Source organism: Leifsonia shinshuensis, assembly GCF_022606355.1.
GTDB classification, from domain to species: Bacteria; Actinomycetota; Actinomycetes; order Actinomycetales; family Microbacteriaceae; genus Leifsonia; species Leifsonia shinshuensis_B.
On sequence record NZ_JAHHZQ010000001.1, the window covers coordinates 827,544 to 842,278 of the forward strand.

At 68.7% G+C, this 14,735-nt stretch carries 14 protein-coding genes; 5 read left to right on the forward strand and 9 right to left on the reverse strand.

The window, feature by feature from the left end; all coding sequences use genetic code 11:
* Positions 1-27 precede the first annotated feature (27 nt).
* The 3 genes from qcrA (at position 28) to KNO15_RS03945 (ending at position 3,612) form a co-directional block, all read left to right on the forward strand.
* Complete coding sequence (qcrA, locus tag KNO15_RS03935) at positions 28-1,101, forward strand: cytochrome bc1 complex Rieske iron-sulfur subunit (RefSeq protein ID WP_241702133.1); 1,074 nt, start codon at positions 28-30, stop codon at positions 1,099-1,101.
* Positions 1,098-2,717: a cytochrome bc1 complex cytochrome b subunit gene (gene qcrB, locus KNO15_RS03940; RefSeq protein ID WP_241702134.1), complete on the forward strand. Its 1,620-nt coding sequence runs from the start codon at positions 1,098-1,100 to the stop codon at positions 2,715-2,717. Before qcrA ends, qcrB begins: the two co-directional genes overlap by 4 nt.
* Before the next feature lie 82 nt (positions 2,718-2,799).
* Positions 2,800-3,612 (forward strand): methyltransferase domain-containing protein, encoded by an 813-nt coding sequence (locus KNO15_RS03945; protein ID WP_241702135.1) that lies wholly within the window; start codon positions 2,800-2,802, stop codon positions 3,610-3,612.
* A gap of 37 nt (positions 3,613-3,649) precedes the next feature.
* Here KNO15_RS03945 and KNO15_RS03950 read toward each other — a convergent pair whose 3' ends face one another.
* The 6 genes from KNO15_RS03950 to KNO15_RS03975 all read right to left on the reverse strand — a co-directional run bounded on the left by KNO15_RS03950 (position 3,650) and on the right by KNO15_RS03975 (position 9,889).
* The gene (locus KNO15_RS03950; protein ID WP_241702136.1) at positions 3,650-4,546 is read right to left on the reverse strand and encodes an Ig-like domain-containing protein; all 897 of its coding nucleotides are present in this window, start codon (positions 4,544-4,546) and stop codon (positions 3,650-3,652) included.
* 212 nt (positions 4,547-4,758) lie between these two features.
* Entirely contained in the window at positions 4,759-5,181 is a 423-nt protein-coding gene (locus KNO15_RS03955; RefSeq protein WP_241702137.1) for a cytochrome c oxidase subunit 4, read from the reverse strand.
* Between the two features lie 4 nt (positions 5,182-5,185).
* The gene (gene ctaD / locus KNO15_RS03960; RefSeq protein ID WP_241702138.1) at positions 5,186-6,937 is read right to left on the reverse strand and encodes an aa3-type cytochrome oxidase subunit I; all 1,752 of its coding nucleotides are present in this window, start codon (positions 6,935-6,937) and stop codon (positions 5,186-5,188) included.
* A gap of 25 nt (positions 6,938-6,962) precedes the next feature.
* Complete coding sequence (ctaC, locus tag KNO15_RS03965; protein ID WP_241702139.1) at positions 6,963-7,850, reverse strand: aa3-type cytochrome oxidase subunit II; 888 nt, start codon at positions 7,848-7,850, stop codon at positions 6,963-6,965.
* A 144-nt stretch (positions 7,851-7,994) separates the two neighbouring features.
* Positions 7,995-8,351 (reverse strand): iron-sulfur cluster insertion protein ErpA, encoded by a 357-nt coding sequence (erpA, locus tag KNO15_RS03970; RefSeq protein ID WP_179605631.1) that lies wholly within the window; start codon positions 8,349-8,351, stop codon positions 7,995-7,997.
* A 104-nt stretch (positions 8,352-8,455) separates the two neighbouring features.
* Positions 8,456-9,889, reverse strand: coding sequence for a dipeptidase (locus KNO15_RS03975; RefSeq protein ID WP_241702140.1), 1,434 nt, complete (start codon positions 9,887-9,889; stop codon positions 8,456-8,458).
* A 42-nt stretch (positions 9,890-9,931) separates the two neighbouring features.
* Between KNO15_RS03975 and KNO15_RS03980 the strand changes: the two genes are divergently transcribed.
* Positions 9,932-10,528 (forward strand): DUF3043 domain-containing protein, encoded by a 597-nt coding sequence (locus KNO15_RS03980; protein ID WP_241702141.1) that lies wholly within the window; start codon positions 9,932-9,934, stop codon positions 10,526-10,528.
* A 1-nt stretch (position 10,529) separates the two neighbouring features.
* On the forward strand, positions 10,530-11,468 hold the full coding sequence (locus KNO15_RS03985; protein ID WP_241702142.1) for a ribonuclease HI family protein: 939 nt from the start codon (positions 10,530-10,532) through the stop codon (positions 11,466-11,468).
* Here KNO15_RS03985 and KNO15_RS03990 read toward each other — a convergent pair.
* The 3 genes from KNO15_RS03990 to hisD form a co-directional block, all read right to left on the reverse strand.
* Complete coding sequence (locus KNO15_RS03990) at positions 11,436-12,479, reverse strand: quinone-dependent dihydroorotate dehydrogenase (protein ID WP_241702143.1); 1,044 nt, start codon at positions 12,477-12,479, stop codon at positions 11,436-11,438. The genes KNO15_RS03985 and KNO15_RS03990 overlap by 33 nt on opposite strands.
* A gap of 214 nt (positions 12,480-12,693) precedes the next feature.
* The gene (gene nrdR, locus KNO15_RS03995; protein ID WP_241702144.1) at positions 12,694-13,167 is read right to left on the reverse strand and encodes a transcriptional regulator NrdR; all 474 of its coding nucleotides are present in this window, start codon (positions 13,165-13,167) and stop codon (positions 12,694-12,696) included.
* A gap of 227 nt (positions 13,168-13,394) precedes the next feature.
* Positions 13,395-14,699 (reverse strand): histidinol dehydrogenase, encoded by a 1,305-nt coding sequence (gene hisD, locus KNO15_RS04000; RefSeq protein ID WP_241702145.1) that lies wholly within the window; start codon positions 14,697-14,699, stop codon positions 13,395-13,397.
* Positions 14,700-14,735: the final 36 nt, after the last annotated feature.

The window sequence follows — 14,735 nt, forward strand, 5'->3', positions numbered from 1 at the left end:
TAGAAGCACAGCGTAAGAAGGAGAACAATGGCACAGGACGAGAACGGCGGTCACGAGCTGACGCCAGCCAGTTCGTCGGCCGTCGACGTGCACCGGACCGGAGACCCCGGAACGGCGGTGATCATCCGCGACGCCGTCGAGAACCCCGGTTTCCCGCCGCACCGCCCCCGGGTGACCGACCTCGACCCCAAGAAGGAACGGCGCGCCGAGCGCACCGTCTACACGCTGTTCTATCTGTCGATCGCGGGCTCCGTGTGGGCGGTCGCCGCCTACATGGCGTTCCCGATCAACGACACCGACCCGGGCTCCGTGCGTCTGAACAACCTGTTCATCGGCCTCGGCATCGCCCTGGCGCTGCTCGCCATCGGCATCGGCGCCGTGCACTGGGGCAAGGCCCTCATGCACGAGAAGGAGGGCGTCGACCTCCGCCACCCGGTCCGCGGCTCCGAGCAGACCACTGAGCGCGCCGCGGAGATCTTCCGCCAGGCCGATCAGGAGTCCGGCTTCAACCGCCGCACGCTGGTGCGCAACAGCCTCATCGGAGCGCTGATCGCCTTCCCGCTGCCCGCGGTCGTCCTGTTCCGCGGCCTCGCGCCGCAGGGCGAAGACCCGGCCGAGCTGCTCTCGCAGACGATGTGGGCCAAGGGCATCCGCCTGACGCGCGACCCCTCCGGCACGCCGATCAAGGCGTCCGACGTCACGCTGGGCAGCGCCTTCCACGTCATCCCCGAGGGCCTGATCGACGCTCCCGACATGCTCGAGCAGAAGGCCAAGGCGGCCGTGCTGCTCATGCGCCTCAAGCCCGAAGACCTTCACGTGTCCAAGGGCCGCGAGAACTGGAACTACGACGGCATCGTCGCCTACTCCAAGATCTGCACGCACGTCGGGTGCCCTGTGGCGCTCTACGAGCAGCAGACCCACCACCTGCTGTGCCCGTGCCACCAGTCGCAGTTCGACATCACGCACGAGGCAGAGGTCATCTTCGGACCGGCGAAGCGGCCACTGCCGCAGCTGCCGATCACCGTTGACGCCGACGGTTACCTGGTCGCTCGCAGCGACTTCCACGAGCCCGTCGGCCCGAGCTTCTGGGAGCGCCATTGAGCACCACGACCGCCGCACCTCCTGCGGCAGAAACCACGGTCAAGAGCGGCGGCTTCACAGCGGCGGCTGCCAACTACATCGAGGACCGCACCAGCATCTCCGGCGCGGTCAAGGAGTTCGGTCGCAAGATCTTCCCGGACCACTGGTCCTTCCTGCTCGGTGAGGTCGCGCTCTACAGCTTCATCGTCATCCTCCTGACCGGAACGTTCCTGACGTTCTTCTTCCAGGCGTCGATGGCCGAGGTCGTCTACAACGGCTCGTACGTCCCGCTCAAGGGCATCCACATGTCCGCGGCGATGGAGTCGACCCTCAACATCTCGTTCGAGGTGCGCGGCGGCCTGCTGGTGCGCCAGATCCACCACTGGGCGGCTCTGCTGTTCGTGGCCGCGATCGGCCTGCACATGCTCCGCATCTTCTTCACCGGTGCGTTCCGCAAGCCCCGCGAGCTCAACTGGGTGATCGGCTTCACGCTGTTCATCCTCGCGATGGCCGAGGGCTTCACGGGCTACTCGCTCCCCGACGACCTGCTCTCGGGCAACGGCCTCCGCATCATCGACGGCCTCATCAAGGGCCTCCCGGTCGTCGGCACGTGGATCTCGTTCCTCCTCTTCGGCGGCGAGTTCCCCGGCACGGCGATCGTCGGGCGCCTGTACACGCTGCACATCCTGCTGCTGCCCGCGCTCGTGGTCGCGTTCATCGCACTGCACCTGGTGTTCGTGGTCGTCCACAAGCACACGCAGTACGCCGCGCCCGGTCGCACCCAGGGCAACGTCGTCGGCTACCCGGTCCTCCCGGTGTACGCGGCGAAGGCCGGCGGCTTCTTCTTCATCGTGTTCGGTGTCGTCGCCCTCATGGCGTCGCTCTTCACCATCAACCCGATCTGGAACTACGGCCCGTACGATCCCTCCCCCGTGTCCGCCGGAACCCAGCCCGACTGGTACATCGGCTTCGCGGACGGCGCACTGCGTCTCGTTCCACCGGGCTGGGAGTTCGTCTGGCTCAACCGCACCTGGTCGTTCAACATCATCGTCCCGGTCGCCATCCTCGGTCTCTTCATCGTGACCGTGATGATCTACCCCTTCATCGAGGCGTGGATCACGGGCGACAAGCGCGAGCACCACATCCTCGACCGGCCGCGCAACGCGGCGACCCGCACCGCCATCGGCGCTGCCGGCGTGACGTTCTACGCGGTCTTCTGGGCGGCGGCGTCGTCCGACATCATCGCGACGCACTTCATGCTGACGATGGAGGGCGTGATCCACACGCTCCAGGCACTGCTGTTCGTCGGCCCGGTGGTCGCGTACTTCCTCACCAAGCGCGTCTGCCTCGCGCTGCAGAAGAAGGACCGCTCGGTCGCGCTGCACGGTTACGAGACCGGCCGCATCGTGAAGCTCCCCGGTGGCGAGTTCATCGAGGTGCACGAGCAGCTCAGCGACTACGAGCGCTGGCGCCTGGTGAGCTTCGAGGCGTACGAGCCGCTGATGATCCGCCCGAACAAGCGCGGCAAGATCACGGCCGGAACGCGGATGCGCGCGAGCCTGTCCCGCTGGTTCTTCGAAGACCGGCTGGTTCCGCCGACCCGCGGAGAGCTCGAGTCGGGACACGGTCACCACTGATCCATCCAGCCCCACCCGAAGGCGCCGGTGCAGTCTCTGCACCGGCGCCTTCGCCGCTCCACCCGCAGCTGAGAGGACGTCGATGGCCGACCTGACACGCCTGGCCTCCTGGCTGCGCTGCCCCGTGTGCAGCCACGACCTCGAGCAGGTCGACCGGCTCACCCTCGGCTGTGACGCCGGCCACCGCCACGATGTGAACAAGCGCGGCTACGTGTCGCTCCTCGGCGGAGGCAGCAAGTTCCTCGGCGACACGGCCGACATGCTCGATGCCCGGGACGCCGTGCTCGAACGCGGCACCTACTCCCCCATCGCAGACAGCCTGGTCGCCGCGGCGGCGCCGGCGGCGGACGCGCGCATCCTCGACGCCGGCGCAGGCACCGGCTACTATCTCCGGGCGCTCCTTGCCGCTGCCCCCGGGGCCGCCGCGCTCGCCCTGGATCTCTCCCCCGCCGCCGTGACTCGGGCCGTCCGCTCGTCGCCGCACATCGACGGACTCGTCGCCGACACCTGGCGCCCGCTCCCCGTCCGTTCGGGCGGAGTCGATCTCGTCGTCGACGTGTTCGCGCCGCGCAACCTCGCCGAGTTCCATCGGGTGCTGCGCCCTGGAGGCACACTCGTCGTCGTCGTGCCCCGTGCGGATCACCTGGCGTCGCTGCGTCAGGAGGGGACGATGCTCGATATCCCCGCAGACAAGAGCGACGACGTCAGTGCCGCCGCTACGCCTCTGTTCGCCCCTCTCGCGCGCGAACGTGTCACCTACGCCCTTCCGGTCGATGAGGCACTTCGACGCGCTCTGACAGCCATGGGCCCCTCGGCGCGCCACGCTGATGCGGCGCCCGCCGAGGTTGCAGAGACGACCGTGTCGGTCGACGTGCTCTCCTTCGCCGCCCGCTGAGTTCCGGCCGCCGCTGCGACGGCCGGAGCTCCGGGGCCTACACGATCGCGAGGACGCGGGACCAGCGCAGGGACTGACCGGCTCTCGTCGCCCGGTACATGGCCCCCGTAACCTCGATCGACTGCTCCGCGCCCGTGAGTCGCCGGAACTCGAGTGACAGCGGAGTGTCGATGGGGACGCGAGGGCTCAGCGCGACATCCAGGGCGTTGCGTCCGCTGGTGTTCGAACGCGCACCCCAGGCGATGCTGGCCGTGCCTGAGAGAGATGCCCCGTACCCGCCCGTGTACCACTTGCCGAGTTCCAGACGCTCCCACGTCGCGGTGCCGTACCACTGCCCTGTCTCCGGTTTGACGACCATCCAGTAGTTGCTGTTCGACGTCACGAGTTCCTGCATCACCCGGTACTGAAACAGTCCGGTTGCCGCGCGGTCCGGCAGGATGCCCCCTTGCATGAGGAGGTTCAGCGGCTCGGTGAACGTCGTGCCGAGAGAGCCCGCGTATGACACGGACTCCGACGGCAGGTACAGCGTGAAGGTCGACGTCGCTGCGCCGCAGGTGGCCACCAGCTCGCGGTCCCCGGCGATGGCGTTCGGCGCTGGAGTGAGCGTTGCGGTGAAGCGCCCCGCCCCGTCCGTCAGGCCCGTCACCGTGGCAGCATCACCGAAACGGGTGCCGTCCGGCGCGATCAGGATGACCCGTTGCCCGCTCGCGGCTCCACCGCGCTGGTCGGTGACAGTGACCGTGTAGTCCTGCGGCCCGTCGAGGACCTCCGCTCCGGACAGAACGACCAGCTGGGCCTCCGGCGGCGAAGAGGCGTACGCCGGCGAGGCCACCGACAGGGTGATGGCCGGCAGCGACCACGCTGCGGCCGCGACGAGCGAGCGGCGGGAAGGCCCGTACTCTTCGACCTGTGGACGCGCTGACATGTTGCTCATAGATCCCCCCTCAGAGAACAACGCCACATCTGGCGTTCTAAATGCATACATTGCATGTATTAATGTCAGCCTAGTGGACGGAGAGACGGCCCACAACCGCAGTGCGCAGCGGTACCCTCCCCAACGCAGAACTGCTCCCCACGAGCTCGAATGGAGATGTCCCATCCGGCTCACGGGGAGCAGTTCAGAGCGAGGCGAACCTCAGCGGTAACTCAGCGGGCGAAGAAGCCCCGGTAGTACTCGTAGACCCAGCCGACGATGCAGACCAGCGCGAAAGCCACACCGATGAAGCAGATCCAGAACCCGACAGCGAGGCCGAGCATCACCAGAGCCGCGGCGGCGGCGAGGGCCACCGGCCACCAGCTCCACGGCGAGAAGTGACCCAGCTCGGGGTCGCCGTCGTCGATGTTCGCGTCGAGCTTGTCCTCCGGCAGCTCACCGCCCTGCGAGGCGTGCGAGCGCCCCACGTAGAACGCGATGAACGCCGCGAGGATCGCGCTCAGCGTGAGCGCCACCGTGCCGACCCACTCGACCTTCAGGTGCATCGGGTCGAGCAGGCTCCACAGCGTATAGACGATCGCCGAGAGAAGGAAGAAGATCGCGAGGATCCAGAAGAGGATTGCGTTGGCTCTCATGGGTTCACTTCACCTTGCTGTCTGCAATGTCGAGCACAGGGGCGTCAGGGGCGTCCTTGCCTCCGCCCACGCCGATCGGGATGCCGGCCTCGGGGTGGTTGAGGTCGAACGCCGGCGACTCCGAGCGGATACGCGGGATCGACGTGAAGTTGTGCCGCGGCGGCGGGCAGGACGTCGCCCACTCGAGCGAGCGGCCGTAGCCCCACGGGTCGTTGACGGTGACCTTCGGCGCATTGCGGGCGGTCAGGTAGACGTTGACGAAGAACGGGATCATCGACACGGCGAGGATGCCCGCGCCGATCGAGGAGACCTGGTTCATCCACGTGAAGCCGTCGGACGGCAGGTAGGTCGCATACCGTCGGGGCATGCCCACGACGCCGAGCCAGTGCTGGATGAGGAACGTCGTGTGGAAACCGATGAACAGCAGCCAGAAGTGCCACTTGCCCAGCCGGTCGTTGAGCATCTTGCCCGTCCACTTGGGCCACCAGAAGTAGAACCCGGCGAACATCGCGAACACGACGGTTCCGAACACCACGTAGTGGAAGTGCGCGACGACGAAGTACGTGTCGGACACGTGGAAGTCGAGCGGCGGCGACGCGAGGATGACACCGGTCAGACCACCGAAGGTGAACGTGATGAGGAAGCCGATCGACCACAGCATGGGGGACTCGAAGGTCAACGAGCCCCGCCACATCGTGCCGATCCAGTTGAAGATCTTCACACCGGTCGGAACCGCGATGAGCATGGTCATCAGCGAGAACCAGGGCAGCAGGACCGAGCCGGTCACGTACATGTGGTGCGCCCACACGGTGACGGACAGCGCGGCGATCGAGATCGTCGCGTAGATCAGGGTCTTGTACCCGAAGATCGGCTTGCGGCTGAACACCGGGAAGATCTCCGACACGATGCCGAAGAACGGCAGCGCGATGATGTAGACCTCCGGATGCCCGAAGAACCAGAACAGGTGCTGCCAGAGCAGTGCCCCACCATTGGCCGCGTCGTAGATGTGCGCACCGAACACACGGTCGGCTGCGAGAGCGAAGAGCGCAGCGGCCAGGACCGGGAAGGCCATCAGCACGAGGATCGACGTGACCAGGATGTTCCAGGTGAAGATCGGCATGCGGAACATGGTCATTCCGGGGGCACGCATCGTGATGATGGTGGTGATGAAGTTCACCGCACCGAGGATCGTTCCGAAGCCCGACAGGCCGAGCCCGACCACCCAGAGATTGCCTCCGACGCCCGGTGAGAACGTCGTACTCGACAGGGGCGCGTAGGCGAACCATCCGAACGACGCGGCACCCTGCGGAGTGAGGAAGCCGGCGACCGCGATCAGCGATCCGAACGAATAGAACCAGTACGCCAGCGCGTTCAGACGCGGGAACGCCACGTCGGGAGCACCGATCTGCAGCGGCATGAGCACGTTGGCGAAGCCGGCGAACAGCGGCGTCGCGAACATCAGCAGCATGATCGTGCCGTGCATCGTGAACAGCTGGTTGTACTGCTCCTTGGTCTGGACGACCTCCAGGCCGGGCTCGAACAGCTGGGCACGGATGATCAGCGCCATGACGCCGCCGATCAGGAAGTAGATGAACGACGAGACGAGGTACATGTACCCGATCGTCTTGTGGTCCGTCGATGTGATGTAGTTCACGAGGATGTTGCCCTTGCGCTCCACCCCGTTCGCGGTGAGGAGAGTGGGCTTCGGAGCTGCAGGAGCGGTGGTCGCTCCCGGCGCCGGTGCTGTCGTCGTCATGCGTCTGTCCTACTCGTTGCCGGAATCACTCGTTGCCCGTGGGGGCGCCCGTGCCGGGCAGGTTGTTGTTGCGGTCGTACTCCGACCCCAGCTGCCCCTCGAAACCCTTGTCGCGGAGGGACTGGATGTGAGCGTCGTACTCGCTCTGCGAGACGATCTTCACGTTGAAGAGCATCGCCGAGTGGTACTCGCCGCACAGCTCGGCGCACTTGCCGACGAAGGTTCCCGTGCGGCCGGTGGTCGAGAAGTACATGTAGTTCGTCTTGCCCGGGATGACGTCCTTCTTGTAGAGGAAGGCCGGCACCCAGAACGAGTGGATCACGTCGCGCGAGTCGAGCTGGATCGTGACCTTCTTGTTCTCGGGGAGGTAGAGGGTGGGGATCTGGCTCTCTTGGACCGTGCCGGGCGCGGCGTTCGCGTCGTCCGGCTGCGCCTGGATTCCCGGGTCGTACACGTTGTCGGTGACGTAGTTGAAGTCCCACGCCCACTGCTTGGCGTAGACCTGGATCTTGAGGTCGGGGTGCGCGTACGGCTGCTCGATGGCGTTCTGGTCGCGCGCGGTGAAGGCGAAGAAGCCGAGCACCAGGATGAGCGGCACGATCGTGTAGAAGATCTCGATCGGCATGTTGTAGCGCAGCTGCACCGGGAGACCGGTCTGACCCTTACGGCGCCGGTAGACGATGACCGCCCAGAGGATCAGGCCCCACACGACGATGCCCACGATGAGAAGGACGATCCAGCTCGTCACCCAGAGACCGCTGATGCGGTCCGTGTGGTTCGTAACGGGCTGCTCGCCCTCGACGAAGCCCGGCAGGAAGCCGTGGAGCTGGGCCTGCGTGCAGCCCGCGAGGACGAGAGCGAGTGTCGCTGCGATCGGGATGGCAGCCCATCGGAGACGGCGATTGTGACGCACCGGTGACCTTTCGAGAGACTCGGGGACAGTTCACATGCAACTGTATGTGGCGTTCTCTACCCTACTCCGCTGGACACCCGGTTTTGAACACAAAGGGCCGCCCACACGGGGCGGCCCTGAGGTGTTTTCTATGCTATGGACGACTCAGTGGAACGAGTCTCCGCAGGCGCACGAACCCGTCGCGTTGGGGTTGTCGATGGTGAATCCCTGCTTCTGGATGGTGTCCTCGAAGTCGATCGTGGCGCCGTCCAGGTAGGGCACGCTCATCTTGTCGACGATGACCTCGACCCCGTCGAAGTCCACCGTGGCGTCTCCGTCGAGCATGCGCTCGTCGAAGTACAGCTGGTAGATCAGGCCGGAGCAGCCGCCGGGCTGGACGGCGACGCGCAGACGCAGGTCGTCGCGGCCCTCCTGCTCGAGCAGGCTCTTGACCTTGCCTGCGGCGTTGTCGGTCAGGCCGACGCCGTGGGCCTTGGTCGCGGTCAGCGCTGTGTCGGTCATGGGGCTCCTCACACCTCTGTCGAGAGTTCGATTGCGAAATCTGGGTCGATTGTACGTCTCTTCGATGCAAGATCGCTCAGCAGCGGCCGATCCACCTGCCGCGCTCAGCTCTCCCGGCGGTTCAGCCGCGCCAACAGCAGGGCCTCGGCGAGAATCGCCCGCTTGAACACCCCCAGGTGCAGCGACTCGTTCGGGCTGTGCGCGCGGGTGTCCGGGTCCTCGACGCCGGTCACCAGGATCTGCGCCTCCGGGAACTCGCGCACGAGGTCGGCGATGAACGGGATCGACCCGCCGACGCCGGTCTCGACGGCGTCCTTCCCCCAGGCGTCGGCCATGGCCTGCTTCGCCTCCGTCGCGGCCCAGCCGGCCGTGTCGACCAGGAACGCGTCGCCGGTGTCGATGTCGCTGATCTCGACGTGCGCGCCGAAGGGGGCGTTCGCGCGCAGGTGGCGCTCGAGGGCCGCGTAGGCCTCGGAGGCCGGCTGCCCCGGCGCGACGCGGGCGCTCAGGCGAACCGCCACGCTGGGGAGCAGGGTGTTGGAGGCGTCGACGACGCTCGGCGCGTCGATGCCGGTGATCGTGACGGTCGGCTGCGACCACATCCGCGACAGGATCGGCCCTGTCCCGATCGGGGTCACGCCGGGCAGCAGCGCGGCCTCTTCGCGGAACTGCTCGTCGCTCAGCGCCGGCGGCTCCGCTGCGTCGTCGTGCGAACGAAGGCCGTCGACCGCGACGGAGCCGTTCTCATCGTGCAGCGTCGCCAGCAGGGCGACGAGGGCGAGCATCGCGTCGGGCGCCGCTCCCCCGTACATCCCGGAGTGCGAGGCGTGCTCGAGCGTGGAGACGGTGAGCTTGAAGGTCACGTTGCCGCGCAGGGAGACCGTGAGGGCCGGGGTGTCGACGTCCACATTGTCGGAGTCGGCGACCACGATGACATCCGCCGCCAGCGCCGCCTTGTTCTGTTCCAGGAAGTTGGCGAACGAGCGCGAGCCGAACTCCTCCTCGCCCTCGATGAAGACCGCGAGCCCCAGGTCGAAGTCGGGCCCGAGCGCCTCCACCAGTGCGCGCACGCTGGCCACGTGCGACATCACGCCCGCCTTGTCGTCGGCTGCTCCCCGCCCGTAGAGGCGGTCGCCGCGCACCGTCGGCTCGAACGGAGGGGTGTCCCAGTTCGCGGCGTCGCCCTGCGGCTGCACGTCGTGGTGGGCGTAGAGCAGGACTGTGGGGCGACCGTTCTTCGCGGCGCGGGTCGCGAGCACGGCAGGCTGGCCGAGGGTCTCCCCCGCGATCGGCGCCTGCTTCACCTCCACGGTCTCGAACGCGCCGGTCTCACGCAGCAGACCCGCGACGGCGTCGGCGCTCGCACGGACGTTGGCGGGGTCGTAGGCCGTCCACGACACGGACGGGATGCGCACCAGACGCGAGAGCTCGGCGATCGTGGAGGGCAGGCCCGCCTCGACGGCGGAACGGACGCGCGCTTCGGCGTCGGCGTCCGCACCTGCGATTCGGCCGGAAGGAGTCTGCTGGGAGTCTGTCATGCGGGTAATCTTAAACGGACCCCTGAAACGAAGGCGCAAGCGTTGGCGAAACGACAGAACCCGGCGGCCGAGGCGGAGACGCCCGCCGTCGAGACCCCCGAAGAGACCGCGGCCCGGCTCACGCAGGGCAAGGGCGCCCCCACGCCCACCCGACGTGAGCAGGAGGCCGCCCGCAAGCGGCCCCTGGTGCCCACCGACCGCAAAGAGGCGGCTCGTGCGGCGCGCAGCAAGCAGGCCGAGGCACGCGAGAAGGCCCGCATCGGCATGGCGGCGGGCGACGAGCGCTACCTGACCGCCCGCGACCGCGGGCAGCAGCGACGCTATGTGCGCGACTACGTCGACGCGCGCTTCAGCATCGGCGAGTTCCTCATCCCCGTCATGCTGCTCGTGATCGTGCTGAGCTTCCTCCCGTGGCAGTTCATGCAGCTCTGGGGCCTGGTCGCACTGTGGGCGTTCTTCCTGATCGCGGTCATCGACTGCATCGTGCTCGGCTTCACGGTCACCAGGAAGATCGGCGACAAGTTCGGCAAGACCAAGGTCGAGCGCGGCCTGAAGTGGTACGCGGCCATGCGTGCGCTGCAGCTGCGCGTCATGCGCCTCCCCAAGCCGCAGGTCAAGCGCGGCCACTTCCCCAGCTGACGTGGCGATCGTCGCAGCGGCGGACGGCTCCGCCCTCGGTAACCCCGGTCCGGCCGGCTGGGCCTGGTACGTCGACGACGACCATTGGTCGGCGGGCGGCTGGCCGCACGGCACCAACAACATGGGCGAGCTCATGGCGGTCATCGACCTCCTGGAGTCCACCGCCCACGTCGACGACGATCTGCGCATCCTGTGCGACAGCCAGTACGTGATCAACTCGGTCACCAAGTGGATGCCGGGCTGGAAGCGCAAAGGCTGGCGCAAGTCCGACGGCTCGCCGGTGCTCAACCGCGAGCTCCTGGAACGCCTGGATCGCGCGCTCCAGGGCCGCCGCTACACCTTCGAGTGGGTCAAGGGCCATGCCGGCCACGACCTCAACGAGGCGGCGGACCAGCGTGCGCGGGCCGCCGCCACCGCCTACCGCGACGACGACGCGATTCCGATCGGCCCGGGCTGGCCGGGGGCCGCGGTCCACGAGCCTGCGCCCGCCCTCGCCGTCGCCGAACCGGTCGCGCCGAGCGTCGCACCGGCCGCGCCTGCCGCGCCTGCTGCCACCAGCGTCGAGTTCGATCTGTTCGACGACCTCCTGAGCGCCGCCGAGAGCGACGAGGAGGTCGTCCGCCGCCTGGAACGCGAGCTCATCGACCCGGCGGTCCGGTCCGATGCGGCCCGTGTGGCGGCTCTGCTCCACCCCGAGTTCGAGGAGATCGGCCGTTCGGGCACGCTGTGGGGACGGGACGCGATCCTCGAGGCGTTGGCCGAAGAGGACTCCCCCGCCGCCGAACTCGCCATCCTCGGAACCGAGCGCATCGGCGCTGACGCGATCCTGCTCACCGCGCGCACGGTCGATGAGCGCGGAGCCAGCCTGCGCAGCTCGCTGTGGCTGCGCAGCAGCGGCCGGTGGCGCCTACGCTTCCACCAGGGCACGCCGGAGGCGTAGCAGCCCCGCGTTGATCTGCCGCGCCCAGAGCGGGCCGCGGTAGAGGAACGCCGTATAGCCCTGCACGAGGGTGGCGCCCGCGTCGAGCCGACGCTGCACGTCCTCCGCGGTCTCCACACCGCCGACCGAGATGACGCACAGCTCCGCGGGCACGTGCGCGCGGATCAGCCGGAGCACCTCGAGCGACCGGGCGGCCAGCGGAGCGCCGGAGAGTCCGCCGGCGCCCGCGGCCTCCACCACGGCCCGATCGGTCGTCAGGCCGTCGCGCGAGATGGTGGTGTTCGTCGCGATGATGCCCGCGAGTCCCAGCTCGACGGCCAGCCCCGCGATCTTCTCCACCTGCTCGTCGGTCAGGTCGGGTGCGATCTTGACCAGCAGCGGCGTCGAGCCGGCGACCTCCTTCACCGCGGTCAGCAGCGGCGCGAGGAGTTCGAGCTCCTGGAGGCCGCGCAGACCGGGCGTGTTCGGCGAGCTGACGTTCACGACCAGGTAGTCGGCGACCGGGGCGAGGGCGCGGGCGCTCGTCAGGTAGTCCTGGGTGGCGTCCTCGACGGCGACGACGCGGCTCTTGCCGATGTTCACCCCGAGCACCGGCCGCTGCCGGGCGCGCCGCACCTTCAGGAGACGGTTGGCCGCGTCGCCGGCGCCGTGGTTGTTGAAGCCCATCCGGTTGATCACCGCGCGGTCCGGGATCAGCCGGAAGAGTCGCGGCCGGTCGTTGCCGGGCTGGGCGAGCGCAGTGATGGTTCCGACCTCGACGTGCCCGAACCCGAGGTCGCCGAGCCCGATCACGGCCTCTCCGTCTTTGTCGAAGCCGGCCGCGATGCCGAAGGGCGATGCGAACCGCAGCCCGAGCGCCTCCACGGCGAGCGAGGGGTCGGGCGCTGTGAAGCGGCGGACCAGGCCGCCCAGCCCGAGGGTGGGGAGGGCGCGGATCACCAGGAATGCGAGGTGGTGGGCGCGCTCGGGGTCGAACTTCGACAGGACGAGGGAGAAGAGTGTGCGATACATGCCGGTACGAGAATACCGCGCGCGGTGGAGCTGAGGGCAGCGCGCAGCGATGCCGCGACCCCAGCGCCGCGCGGTGGAGCTCAGGGCAGCGCGCAGCGATGACGCGACCCCAGCGCCGAGGGAGCCTGCGACCGAGGGCCGGAGCCTGCGACCGAGGGCCGGAGCCTGCGACCGAGGTTCAGCGGAACAGCGCGAGGAATCGAGCTCGGTGGAGCTACCCCTCCACCTCCACGGGCTCAGCATGGTGCTCGATGCGCAGCTGCTGGATGGCCGACTCGAAGTCTTCGAGGGAGTCGAACGCCTGGTAGACGCTCGCGAAACGCAGGTAGGCGACCTCGTCGAGCTCGCGGAGTTCGGGGAGGATCGCGAGGCCGATGTCGTTGGCCTCGATCTGGGAGGCGCCCGTCGAGCGGATCGTCTCCTCCACCTTCTGGGCCAGTACGGCGAGGTCGGAGTCGGTCACCGGGCGGCCCTGGCAGGCCTTGCGGACGCCGAGCACGATCTTCTCCCGGCTGAACGGCTCGACCACGCCGCTGCGCTTGATGACGCTGAGGCTCGCGGTCTCGGTGGTCGAGAAGCGGCGACCGCACTCCGGGCACTGCCGACGCCGCCGGATCGAGAGCCCGTCGTCGCTCGTGCGCGAGTCGATGACGCGTGAGTCCGGGTGGCGGCAGAAGGGGCAGAACATGGGAGAAATCCTACCGCGAGGCGGAGCTCGGGCAGCGCGGAGCGCGCGGTGGAGCTCAGGGGCAGCGCGAAGCGATGCCGCGACCCCAGCGCCGAGGGAGCCTGCGACCGAGGGCCGGAGCCTGCGACCGAGGGCCGGAGCCTGCGACCGAGGGCCGGAGCCTGCGACCGAGGGCCGGAGCCTGCGACCGAGGGCCCAATCCCAACCACAGCGCCGCGCGGTGGAGCTCACGCGAAGCGGATCGTCACCGCTTCGCCGTGCGCGGGGAGGTCTTCCGCCGAGGAGAGCGCCACGATGCGGTCGGCGACCGTGCGCAGGGCCTCCCGGTCGTAGCGGATCACCTGCTGGGGCCGGAGGAAGGAGTACGCGCCGAGGCCGGGCGAGAACCTGGCCTGGCCGCCGGTCGGCAGAACGTGGTTGGAGCCGGCGAGGTAGTCGCCGAGGCTGACAGGGGCGGTCGGGCCGACGAAGATCGCGCCGGCATTCTGGATGAGCGCGAGCACTGCATCCGGGTCGGCCGTCTGCAGCTCGAGGTGCTCCGGGCCGTAGGCGTTGCTGAACGCGGCGGCGGCGGCGAGGTCGTCGACGAGCACGATCGCCGACTGCTGTCCGCCGAGCGCCGTGCGCACCCGCTCCGCGTGCTTGGTGGCGCCGGCGAGCGCCTCCAGTTCGGCGGTCACGCGGTCGGCGAAGGCCGGGCTGTCGGTGACGAGCAGGGAGGCCGCGGCCTCGTCGTGCTCCGCCTGGCTGATGAGGTCGGCGGCGACGTATCGCGCATCGGCGGCATCGTCGGCGATCACGAGGATCTCGGTGGTCCCGGCCTCCGAGTCGATGCCGGTCTGGCCGCGGACGAGGCGCTTGGCGGCGGCGACGTAGATGTTGCCGGGACCGGTGATGACCTGGACGGGGTCGAGGCCGATGTCCTCCACGCCGTAGGCCAACGCTCCGATCGCGCCGGCGCCTCCCATCGCGTAGACCTCGTCGATGCCCAGCAGACCCGCGGCACCGAGGATGGTCGGGTGCACCGCTCCGCCGAACTCGCGCTGCGGCGGGCTCGCCAGGGCGATGGAGGAGACGCCCGCGACTTGGGCGGGGACCGCGTTCATGACGACGCTCGACGGGTACACCGCCTTGCCGCCCGGAACGTAGAGGCCGGCGCGCTCGACCGGTTGCCAGCGCTGCACGATCGTCGCACCGGGCCCGATCGCGGTCTCGGCGGCCGGAGGCACCTGAACGGCGGTCGCCTGGCGCACGCGCACGATCGCCTCCTCGAGCGCCGCGCGCACGTCGGGCGCGAGGGCGTCGACGGCGGCGGCGATGTCGGCGGCGGGAACGCGGATCGATGCGGGTGCCCCGCCGTCGAACTTCTCCGCCTGCTCGGCGAGCGCCACCGCTCCGCGGGTCCGCACCTCATGGATCAACTCGTCGGCGACTGTCATCGCGACCCGGACGTCGACGACGGGACGGGGGACGAGCCGCTCGAAGGCGGCGCGGGTAGGCTGGACTCCGCGGAGATCGATGGTGTTCATCATGGCCGTTCCAGCCTATCCGCTCCCGACCCCTCCCCC

Bases quoted from the DNA above. Each gene is read 5' to 3' on its own strand.
- KNO15_RS03975 (WP_241702140.1), bottom strand. From the start codon at position 9,889: ATGACAGACTCCCAGCAGACTCCTTCCGGCCGAATCGCAGGTGCGGAC.
- erpA (WP_179605631.1), bottom strand. From the start codon at position 8,351: ATGACCGACACAGCGCTGACCGCGACCAAGGCCCACGGCGTCGGCCTG.
- KNO15_RS03945 (WP_241702135.1), top strand. From the start codon at position 2,800: ATGGCCGACCTGACACGCCTGGCCTCCTGGCTGCGCTGCCCCGTGTGC.
- KNO15_RS03950 (WP_241702136.1), bottom strand. From the start codon at position 4,546: ATGAGCAACATGTCAGCGCGTCCACAGGTCGAAGAGTACGGGCCTTCC.
- KNO15_RS03990 (WP_241702143.1), bottom strand. From the start codon at position 12,479: ATGTATCGCACACTCTTCTCCCTCGTCCTGTCGAAGTTCGACCCCGAG.
- KNO15_RS03955 (WP_241702137.1), bottom strand. From the start codon at position 5,181: ATGAGAGCCAACGCAATCCTCTTCTGGATCCTCGCGATCTTCTTCCTT.
- qcrA (WP_241702133.1), top strand. From the start codon at position 28: ATGGCACAGGACGAGAACGGCGGTCACGAGCTGACGCCAGCCAGTTCG.
- ctaD (WP_241702138.1), bottom strand. From the start codon at position 6,937: ATGACGACGACAGCACCGGCGCCGGGAGCGACCACCGCTCCTGCAGCT.
- nrdR (WP_241702144.1), bottom strand. From the start codon at position 13,167: ATGTTCTGCCCCTTCTGCCGCCACCCGGACTCACGCGTCATCGACTCG.
- hisD (WP_241702145.1), bottom strand. From the start codon at position 14,699: ATGATGAACACCATCGATCTCCGCGGAGTCCAGCCTACCCGCGCCGCC.